This is a genomic window from Microcystis sp. LE19-195.1E (genome assembly GCF_027532095.1).
Lineage (GTDB): Bacteria > Cyanobacteriota > Cyanobacteriia > Cyanobacteriales > Microcystaceae > Microcystis > Microcystis aeruginosa.
Genome location: NZ_JAPZSZ010000215.1, coordinates 1 through 9,590, shown reverse-complemented (window position 1 = coordinate 9,590; position 9,590 = coordinate 1). Strand labels below are relative to the sequence as shown.

7 protein-coding genes and 3 pseudogenes are annotated in these 9,590 nt (G+C 43.7%); 5 read left to right on the top strand and 5 right to left on the bottom strand.

Annotation, left to right across the window (positions count from 1 at the left end; genetic code table 11):
* Positions 1-134 precede the first annotated feature (134 nt).
* Together O9300_RS12290 and O9300_RS12285 are read left to right on the top strand one after the other, a co-directional pair.
* Positions 135-341 (top strand): annotated as a pseudogene (locus O9300_RS12290) (DUF4164 domain-containing protein); the annotation flags it as partial.
* Between the two features lie 83 nt (positions 342-424).
* Positions 425-709, top strand: a complete 285-nt coding sequence (locus tag O9300_RS12285) for a hypothetical protein (protein ID WP_002764782.1) — start codon at positions 425-427, stop codon at positions 707-709.
* A gap of 143 nt (positions 710-852) precedes the next feature.
* Here the strand turns inward: O9300_RS12285 and O9300_RS12280 are convergent, their stop codons facing one another.
* Both O9300_RS12280 and O9300_RS12275 read right to left on the bottom strand, forming a co-directional pair.
* Entirely contained in the window at positions 853-2,409 is a 1,557-nt protein-coding gene (locus O9300_RS12280) for an AAA-like domain-containing protein (RefSeq protein WP_287971889.1), read from the bottom strand.
* A 70-nt stretch (positions 2,410-2,479) separates the two neighbouring features.
* On the bottom strand, positions 2,480-2,764 hold the full coding sequence (locus O9300_RS12275) for a hypothetical protein (protein WP_287971888.1): 285 nt from the start codon (positions 2,762-2,764) through the stop codon (positions 2,480-2,482).
* A 175-nt stretch (positions 2,765-2,939) separates the two neighbouring features.
* On the opposite strand from O9300_RS12275, the gene O9300_RS12270 reads away from it, so the two are divergent.
* Positions 2,940-3,530: a Uma2 family endonuclease gene (locus O9300_RS12270; RefSeq protein ID WP_287971886.1), complete on the top strand. Its 591-nt coding sequence runs from the start codon at positions 2,940-2,942 to the stop codon at positions 3,528-3,530.
* Between the two features lie 147 nt (positions 3,531-3,677).
* Here the strand turns inward: O9300_RS12270 and O9300_RS12265 are convergent.
* Positions 3,678-3,812, bottom strand: a pseudogene (locus O9300_RS12265) (recombinase family protein); the annotation flags it as partial.
* A gap of 390 nt (positions 3,813-4,202) precedes the next feature.
* Here O9300_RS12265 and O9300_RS12260 point away from each other — a divergent pair.
* On the top strand, positions 4,203-6,830 hold the full coding sequence (locus O9300_RS12260) for a chloride channel protein (RefSeq protein WP_287971884.1): 2,628 nt from the start codon (positions 4,203-4,205) through the stop codon (positions 6,828-6,830).
* A gap of 8 nt (positions 6,831-6,838) precedes the next feature.
* On the opposite strand, the gene O9300_RS12255 is transcribed toward O9300_RS12260, so the two are convergent.
* Both O9300_RS12255 and hemL read right to left on the bottom strand, forming a co-directional pair.
* A complete protein-coding gene (locus O9300_RS12255) occupies positions 6,839-7,219 on the bottom strand; it encodes a DUF1830 domain-containing protein (RefSeq protein WP_287971882.1) in 381 nt (126 codons plus the stop codon).
* Positions 7,220-7,743: 524 nt separating this feature from the next.
* Entirely contained in the window at positions 7,744-9,045 is a 1,302-nt protein-coding gene (gene hemL / locus O9300_RS12250) for a glutamate-1-semialdehyde 2,1-aminomutase (RefSeq protein WP_287627200.1), read from the bottom strand.
* A 364-nt stretch (positions 9,046-9,409) separates the two neighbouring features.
* Between hemL and O9300_RS12245 the strand changes: the two are divergent.
* Positions 9,410-9,590: pseudogene (locus O9300_RS12245) on the top strand (hypothetical protein); the annotation flags it as partial.

Here is a 9,590-nt window from a genome sequence, read left to right as displayed (position 1 = left end):
TGAGGTGGTCAACTACCTAATTTTCAGGGAAAAAGTACCTGAATTTTCCCCCGATCCCCGCAATGGCTGGCACTTTTTGAGGGGAAAAAAGTCCAAAAGTCTTATCCAACAAGGTTTTTAGATTTATTCAGCAGACCCTAACTAAGCTAGAGATAGGACAATCAGAAATAAGAGGGGATATTAAAGCCCTAGATTCTAAAGTTATGGAAATAGAAAAGCGTATTGACGACCTGAATGTACGGGTGAATATTAGCAATAATGGGTTTCTTGGCATTGTCGAAATTTTGGTGACAGGAATACTAGGTATTCTGGGAAAAATCGTCTTTTTTCCTAATCCCTAAAAGTTATCCTTAGTCTTGCATATCGGCAATTTTGATGCCTTGTCGATTAGAGAAAAAATCAGCAAAAGTAGGAGTTTAGCAAAATGTCTAACGAAACCGTAACTTATTCCCTAGAAGCAGTCCTGACAAGGATTGAGGGAAAAATCGACTCTTTACAAAGAGATGTTAATAAGCTAGAGATAGGACAATCAGAAATAAGAGGGGATATTAAAGCCCTAGATTCTAAAGTTATGGAAATAGAAAAGCGTATTGACGACCTGAATGCACGGGTGAATATTACTACTAATGGGTTTCTTGGCATTGTCGGAATTTTGGTGACAGGAATACTAGGCATTCTGGGAAAAATCGTCTTTTTCCCTAATCCCTAAAAGTTATCCCTAATGGTAATTCGTCCAGATTTGTTTACTCTACAATTTTCAAGGATACAGAGAAAAACAATCTGCAAAAATCCCTCTTTCCTTTCTCCTCTCTGCGACTGTAGCGCCTCTGCGTGAAACAAAAAATATAACACTCATGCCCGAATCACAGTAATTCTATATTGATTTTCTGTCACCACCACCTCAGTGGATAATCTTTCTTCCATAGGTAAAGCATTTTTACGCCTATCAAAAATAAATAACCAACCAAAATCTAAACCCAAACGTCCTAAATAAGATTCTAATTGTTCAATTCCATCAGCTTGCGGATTGCGTTTTTTATCCCGCCATACTTTTAATTCAATCCCTAAAATTACATCTTTATACTGCAAACATAAATCCATTCTATCACTACCAATTGCATATTCCCTTTCTAAAACCCCCCCACCATTAACCACACGATGTAAAAAAGCCATTAATACAATATGGGGGGCAATTTCATGGTAAGCAGCACTACTTAATAATGGTTCGACCTGTTGTCGCCAAAACTTGAGAAATGCTGTTAATAAAGCATCTATATTTAATTCACCTTTTGCTGTCAACCAACTAGGACTAATTAAAGGTAAACTGTCCTGAGTTCCTTGTACTAAAACACGGGGAATAACTTCACGATAAATGGGGTTAGAAATAACTAATCCCCCCATCGGATCACGTCGTAATAATCCTAAATCTATTAAATATTGGCGATCATCTGCTAGGGTATCCGGTAAGGTTTGCCCTGCTAAAATTGGTTCAATAATGTTTTTCACTCGTTTTTCTCTGAGTTTTTCCGCTAAACTATCTAAATGAGTATCCTGACGAGCAATTAATATTTCCTTAGCTTGTAAAATGTTTTCTTCGGTAATAGCAATACTTCTATCTTTTACCATTTTTTCTACAATTTCTTTAGCTAAAGCATTGACTAACCAAGGTTGTCCTTGAGTTAAATCAAACGCTGTTTCTATAGCTTCTGGTGTGAAAATTTGTCCAGTTGCTGCTGTATGTTGTTGATATAATTCAACCACTTCTGCAAGATTAAAATTTCGCATGGTAAGAGAAGCAACTTTGATATTAAAAGGACTAGATGTATTTAATCTATCACTACCTCCCGATGCTACTTTATAATCTCTCACATCTCGCAAACCAATTAATCCTACTGAGGTCGGGAAATTTTCTGGACGATTAGGAAAACCATCTCTTAACTGTCGTAAAACTGATATTAATGTTTGGTCTTGTAAAGAATCAATTTCATCTATAAATAATACTAAAGGTCGGTTTAAAGATTTTGCCCAACCTGTTAAAAAATCATTAATTCTATTTCCTGGTTCTTCCTGTTGCCATTGTTTAACAGGTGGTTGTAATTCTTTGGGTAAGCGGATATTTATTGTATTATACCAAGCTCTTAAAATCGCTAATTCTGCTGCACTGGGATCATGATTGAATGCACTTCCTACTTCCACTGATACCATGACTGCGGCATAATTTCCAGTATCGGTAAGTTGTTGTGCTAGAGCTAACATTGCGGTGGTTTTCCCCGTTTGTCGTGGTGCATGAAGGACAAAATAACTTTCTTGTTGAATTAGCTCCTCTAAATCTGGTAATCGTACTGTGGGAGATAGCATATAGTGGATATCGTCTTTACAGGGACCGGCAATATTAAACCAGCGAGTCATAGAATTTTGGCAGTGGGTGAACTCTTTAAGTTTACACTATCTATAATTATGTTGGTATCAAGCAAGATTTTCACAGTTTATGTTTCTCCTTTAAATATTCCCATTTAGCTTGATCTGGATCAAAATCAGGAGGTGCAGGTTGGGTTTTCTCAAACCAGTTTTGCAAAACCTTGATTTTAGTTGGTCTTTTTGGTGTTTCTGGTGCTGGTTCAGTGGTTGGGGTTGTGGTATGATCAAGGGTGTCTGTGGCTGCCCAAACTACAATTTCCACGTTTCTGGGGGGTAAATTCAGGGGTTCGGTAATCAGCAACTTACCAGATTGATCAATTTTTCCTTTGAGTTTGTATGCTTGCATGATGTTTTTTTAGGACTTAAGCAATACGTGGCTGAACGCCTTATTCTTGCGTAGGGGTAATTCATGAATTACCCCTACTTTCGGTCTTTTTTGCGTAAGTCCTGTTTTTATGATAATCTATTTTTAGATGATATCATATTGAGCAAAATTCCCTCTCTAAATTTGGGTTGAAATTATGATAACTACACTCATCGAACGAGAAGCAGAACCAATTTTAATTAGTGACTTAACCTGGAGAGAATTTAAAGCTGTTGAACAGCTAATTGAGCGCCCAGGGTTAAGGTTATCTTTTTTAGATGGAGTTTTGGAGATTAGAAAAATGCCAGGGAAAAAACAGGAAACTATCAAAAAACGTATTGCTTCTTTAGTAGAAATTTATTTAGAATTTTTGGAATTAGATTTTACTCCTACTGGTTCTGTCACCCTAGAAAATGAATTTGAAAAGGTTAAAAAAGAAGGTGATGAATCTTATGAATTGGGAGCAAATAGAAAACATCCTGATTTAGTGATTGAGGTGGTTGTTAGTAGTGGAGGAATTAATAAACTGGAAGCATACAAACGGTTACAAATTCCTGAAGTTTGGTTTTGGACGAATGATGAGTTATTGTTTTATGGTTTAGGAAATGAGGGATATGAAGCTGTTAGTAAATCGCAACTTTTACCGAGTTTAGATGTAGGTTTATTGATGCGTTGTATTAATACAGAAAATCATGCTCAAGCACTGCGGGAATTTAGAGCAGGGATAAAAATTATTGAACCAACTTAACGGAGGCAGGAGGCAGAGGGCAGCAGGCAGTTTTTGTAACGGGGATTTATGCCCCGCTACAAAAATTTTCGCCTTAAAAGACGAGGTTTTAGACCCGATTTTTTCGATAATTGGGGTCAACTAGAATTTTGGCTAATTGTTGGCGATTATCCCACTGCCTACTTCTTCGACAACTTTGTAGATTTTGTGGCCTCTAGCAACAGCATAATCTTTTAATCGGTCAGCTTGTCTATCTAGATTGTCTTTATTTTCGGCGCTGGAAACTCTTGCATAAGTGCCAGCTATCAAGTCGGGTTTTGAACGGTTGTCATCCGTTATGATAATTGTACCAGAAGGCAATTGATAGCCTGTTAAATTCCCTTGTTTCCACCACCTCCAAGCCGTTCGATAACTTATTCCTGTTTTTTTTGCCTAGTCTGATAGTTTCCTGTCCACATATTGCCATGCTTGACTATATCTGATTATATTTCTCTTGAAACTTTAAAATACCCTCCGCTCAAAGACAGGGACAACCTTTGATCCTAGCCCATCGATAGAAAAACTACTATTAGGGCCACTGGTAGCAACAAGGTGAACGGTGACAGAACTTAACGGCCTATGATTAAAGAAACGAGGAATCAGAACCCTAAATAAATCCTCGCTCCGCCATTGCCTTGATTCTCCCTGATAATTATGGGACTTTTTGCCCGTCACCAAAACCTCCGTCAGTGGTTTAAATCCCAACACTTCGGACGTAGCGCAACCGATAGTCGCTATGCTTTACTGGTAGCCTGTTTAATCGGAATTCTCTCCGCCCTTGCCGCTATTATCCTGAAATTGGGTATCGGTTGGTTAGGTGGTTGGCGGGTGCATCTAGTAGCCAATTCCTCTCCTTTCCTAGTTTTGCCCCTCGGCGGTTTTCTGCTCGGTTACAGTGCTGGTTGGATTGTCGAACACTTCTCCCCCGCAGCCGCCGGGGGTGGTATTCCCCAAGTAAAAGCGGCCTTAGCTAAATATCCTTTGCCCCTGTCTTGGCGGGTCGCCCTAGTAAAAATGATCGGGGCGATCCTGATCCTTGGCGGTGGTTTAACCCTTGGTCGTCGCGCCCCCACGGTACACATCGGGGCGGCCCTAGCGGCCCAGTTAAGCGTCTGGCTGCCCACCAGTCCTGATCACCGTCGTCAGATGATCGCAGCCGGGGCAGCCGCGGGGTTAGCGGCCGGTTTTACTACTCCCATCGCCGGCGTCCTCTTTGTGATCGAGGAATTAATGCGCGATGTCTCCAGTATGACCCTAGAAACGGCGATTGTGGCTTCCTTTACCGGGGCCGTGGTTTCAATGATGCTGCAGAATACCCCCTCAATGATCACTGAATATGCCAATATTAGCTTCTCTGCCCAAGAAATACCCATTTATTGCCTTTTAGGGGCTTTAGCGGGCTTATTGGGGGCTTTATTCAATCAAGGCATCCTTTTTTGTAGCCAGATGCAGCGGCGTTGGCGGTTATCTCTGGCTTGGCGTATCGGTCTGGTCAGCTGGTTATCCGGAACGGTAGTGGCCTTTTTACCCGACTTTTTTCGAGATAATACGGGTTTACGGGAATTTTTGCTGGCAGGGGAATTAAGTTGGCAGAATACCGCCCTCGCTTTCGTCGTCTATTTTTTCCTGACGATGATCTCCTATAGTTCTGGCGCTCCGGGAGGACTCCTCGCCCCCGCTTTGGTGTTGGGCTCCTGCTTGGGGTTTCTGGTGGGGGGAATCGAGACGAAAATGATGGGTTTCGGCAGCGAAGCTAGTTATACTTTAGCGGGTATGGGGGCTTTTTTTACGGGAGTAGTCAGGGTTCCGGTAACGGCGATCGTGATTGTCTTTGAACTGCATCGCAATTTTAATATTGTGCTGCCCCTGATGTTGACCTGTGCCGTTTCTTATATCACTGCCGAAAGCATTCACCCCGGTTCCCTCTATCAGCATTTACTTTCCGCTAGTGGCATTATTCTCAACGAAGAAACCCCTTCTAATGATGTGTTGGCCCATCTGTCGGCTATGGATGTGATGCAATCGCAGGTGGAAATTCTGGCGGCAGATTTACCCCTGGGGGAAGTGGTGAAAATTATGTCCCGTTCCCATCATCGCGGTTTTCCCGTGGTGGATCAGGGGCGACTATTGGGGATTTTTACCCAAAGTGATCTGGATAAATGGCGATCGAAAAACAGTCAAACAGTCCTACGGGAGATCATGACTCCCAATCCGATTACCGTGGCCCCCCAGGCAGCTTTAAGCGATGTTTTATTTCTCTTAAATCGCTATCAGCTTTCCCGTCTACCCGTTACCGATGGTCAAAAACTGGTGGGGATCATCACCCGCACCGATATTATCCGGGTGGAAGCCGATCAATTGGGGGGGGTTTGTCAACTGCCTCAACCCAGTACCCCTTCCTATGTGGTTTATCAAACTCGTTCCCCGGCCGTGGGAATAGGACGGATTTTGTTACCTATTGCCAATCCCGACACCGCTACCGCTTTGTTTAAAATTGCTGCTGCGATCGCCCGTCAACGCGATTATGAAATAGATTGTCTCTATGTGATTACCGTGCCTCGTCTCAGTTCTCCGGCGGAAGTAAAGGTAGATACGCGGCAAGGACGCAAATTACTTCATCGTCTGGAAAGATTAGCCCGACGGCAGAATATCTCTGTTCATACACAAATTTCCGTTGCTCAGGATATCGCCGACGGGATTTTGGCCACGATTCGCGAACGACACAGCAATTTATTAATTATGGGTTGGACGGGGGAAAAATCGACTACTGGGGCGATTTTTGGGTTTTTAGTCGATACTTTGATTGCTCAAGCTCCCTGTGAAACCATCTTGGTAAAATTGGGGACAAAGGATTGTTTTCCCAACGATCCTAATCGGGAAAGGATGTGGCTGATTCCCACCGCCGGCGGTCCGAATGCCCAACGCGCTTTAGCATTATTGCCTAGTTTGCTGTCTTTGTCCGAGTCTTCGGATCATCCCAAACTTTGGTTATGTAAAATCTATTCCCCGACGGAGTTACTGCCAGATCTGTCCACTTTGGAAGTTTTACAAGCATCTTTACAGAAAGCGATCGCACAGCCGATTGTGCCTTTACCGATTTGTTCGGCCTCTCCGGCCGAGGCGGTCATTCATCTGGTAGAATCGGAGGATTGTTCTTTGGTGCTTTTGGGTGCATCTAGGGAAAGTTTGCTCAATCAGTTCTTAAATGGCAATATCCCCTCGACGATTGCCCGTGCCGTTAATTGCACTGTGATTCTCGTGCGAGGGGAATTATCGGAGTAGGTTATTAGCTAGGCGGAAGCTAAAGTTAAACCGAAGGGTACGGTATTGTCAATTTTCGCCCCTTGACTTTCCTCTAGGGAATGGGGATAAAATATTTCCCTGTCTAGTTGACCATCGGAGTCATCCTCATCCCCATCGCTGATATAAAGGCGTTCACAGGGGATGTTATCGGAAAGGATGGCACTGGCCATCATCCCCGTATGAATCTCTAAGAAAGCATCCGCTAGGGTCTCAAATACTAAACGCTGCCCGGGGAAAACCACCCTTTCAAAATACCAGTTAGCAATATTGGTGATGCGAACAATTTGAATATGACTGGTCGCATTGACATAGCAACAAAGAATACTATTTTTCTTGCCGTTGGGGAGGGGATCGAGAATCTGTGCCATAGCAATTGGGGTGATCTTAAAGTGGGTTTCTCATCGCTCCTTCACCGTAACATCCTTTGATCCCCGATAGTTGTAAAGATGATTACATTACTCTGATAAAAATCTACCGATAGCTTTTTCTGGTGATAGAAAGCGGTTTTTATTAAAAAATCATTAAATTTAACTAATGCCTAGTTTTGGCTATTTGTCAAGGGGGGAACTACGTTTTTTTGCTGTTTTTCTTGATTTTTTGCCCAGCTATTTATCACTCAATTTTGTTGACGGTTTCAGGATTATCGAAACCGAGGTAATTTTTGTCAAGTTAGATACCTCTTGCTCTTGATCTTATCGATCTGGTTGACTAAAAAGGGGCGGCCTGTGCTGGGACTGATAAGTTTTACAGTGCTGGGGATAATAATCCCTCGATTGTTCGGGGTTTCTAGCCAAATTTCCCCTGAGAATCCCCGTCTTTTGCAAGCGGGGAAATGTCAATTCATCAATCTTGGGACTCTATCAATCAATTTTCCTGGCCGAAGCAGCATTAACTATAAACTTTCTAAAACCTCTTGAGCGGCGGCCAAAGTCCGTTCGATATCGGCCTCTGTGTGAGCTAAAGAAGTAAAACCAGCTTCAAACTGGGAAGGAGCTAGATAAACGCCTCTTTCCAACATTCCCCGGTGAAAACGACCGAATTTAGCCACATCGGCCTTTTTGGCCTCTTCATAGTTATGCACGGGGGTGCCAGTGAAAAACATCCCGAACATGGCACTGATATGACCTCCAAAAACTCTATGACCAGCATCTCTGGCCACTTTCAGCAGCCCTTCAGTTAAGGATTTGGTCACTTTATTGAGATATTCGTAGGTGCCGGGGCGCTGGAGTAACTCTAGGGTTTTAATTCCCGCCGTCATAGCCAAAGGGTTGCCGGATAAGGTTCCCGCTTGGTACATCGGGCCGGCCGGAGCCACCATCGCCATAATATCGGCCCGACCGCCGTAGGCCCCCACCGGCAGCCCACCGCCGATAACTTTGCCGAGGGTGGTTAAATCGGGGGTGATGCCGAATTTTTCCTGAGCGCCACCGTAGGCGATGCGGAATCCGGTCATTACCTCATCAAACATTAATAGGGACCCGTATTCCTTGGTTAATTCGCGCAATCCTTCTAAAAAGCCCGCATCCGGCACGATAAAGCCGGCATTACCCACCACTGGCTCTAAAATCACCCCGGCAATCGAGTCGGGATTTTCGACAAAAAGGGCTTTTACCGCTTCCAAGTCATTGTAGGGGGCGGTTAAAGTGTTGTTAGTGGTGGTTTTGGGAACCCCCGGCGAGTCGGGTAGGCCCAGGGTCGCTACACCAGAGCCGGCTTTAACGAGGAACATATCGGCGTGACCGTGGTAACAGCCCTCGAATTTGATGATTTTATCCCGGCCGGTAAAAGCCCGCATTAAGCGCAGGACGGACATACAGGCTTCGGTGCCGGAATTGACAAAACGCACCATTTCAATGCTGGGAACGGCATCAATCACCATTTCAGCGAGAATATTTTCCTGAACACAGGGAGCCCCGAAACTGGTCCCTTTATCTAGGGCATCGTGTAGGGCGGCAATCACTTCGGGATGGGCATGACCACAGATAGCCGGCCCCCAAGTTCCCACATAGTCGATGTATTCGTTACCGTCCACGTCGCGAATATAGGCCCCTTTGACGCTTTCAAAAACGATGGGTTGACCACCGACGGATTTAAAGGCCCGCACGGGGGAACTTACACCCCCCGGCATTAATTTTTGAGCGGCTGTAAAGATTTCTTTCGATTTTGTTGTTTGATACGAAGATGTGCTAACCAATCCTGTCTCCTTGTCTATTTGAGTCTATCGGTTTCCGGGAATGCCCGGAGCTTTGTTTTGTTAACTTCCTGCTGCTTGTTCCATTTTAAAGATCACTGGCCTACATTTGACGCAATTTTTTCCCTAAGAAAGATGCTGGTCGGCTCAAGTCTCGCTATTGTTAACTTGTAGCCTGATGCTTAACAGTTGATGTGATTGGCTGAGAAAGGGCAAAAATTTCACTTTTGACAATTTTTCCACAATCTTTTCAGAATTGCAGTAAAAACCTAGCAATGGGCGAAGTTATTGCTATTGATAGATTTTAGCCCGGAAAGAGCGATCAAAAAAAGCTCTGGTTTTCCACAGATTTTCCACAGGGGAATTCTTGCTATTATTTTTTAGCGTACAAAAAAACTATTCCTGCTTTGACATCCTCGCCGCCGTAAAACGGACGGCGATTCCCAAACCTCACGATTTAGGTTTCTGCTTCTTTCCCGAAGGATTTTTCGCACCTGCCTTAACAGATTTACTCTGTTCTGGTCTTATGGTCGCTCTACAGACTGACA

What these genes read in the sequence shown, in the direction of transcription:
- O9300_RS12275 (WP_287971888.1), bottom strand. Translation starts at nt 2,764, where the DNA reads ATGCAAGCATACAAACTCAAAGGAAAAATTGATCAATCTGGTAAGTTG.
- O9300_RS12260 (WP_287971884.1), top strand. Translation starts at nt 4,203, where the DNA reads ATGGGACTTTTTGCCCGTCACCAAAACCTCCGTCAGTGGTTTAAATCC.
- O9300_RS12270 (WP_287971886.1), top strand. Translation starts at nt 2,940, where the DNA reads ATGATAACTACACTCATCGAACGAGAAGCAGAACCAATTTTAATTAGT.
- O9300_RS12280 (WP_287971889.1), bottom strand. Translation starts at nt 2,409, where the DNA reads ATGACTCGCTGGTTTAATATTGCCGGTCCCTGTAAAGACGATATCCAC.
- O9300_RS12255 (WP_287971882.1), bottom strand. Translation starts at nt 7,219, where the DNA reads ATGGCACAGATTCTCGATCCCCTCCCCAACGGCAAGAAAAATAGTATT.
- O9300_RS12285 (WP_002764782.1), top strand. Translation starts at nt 425, where the DNA reads ATGTCTAACGAAACCGTAACTTATTCCCTAGAAGCAGTCCTGACAAGG.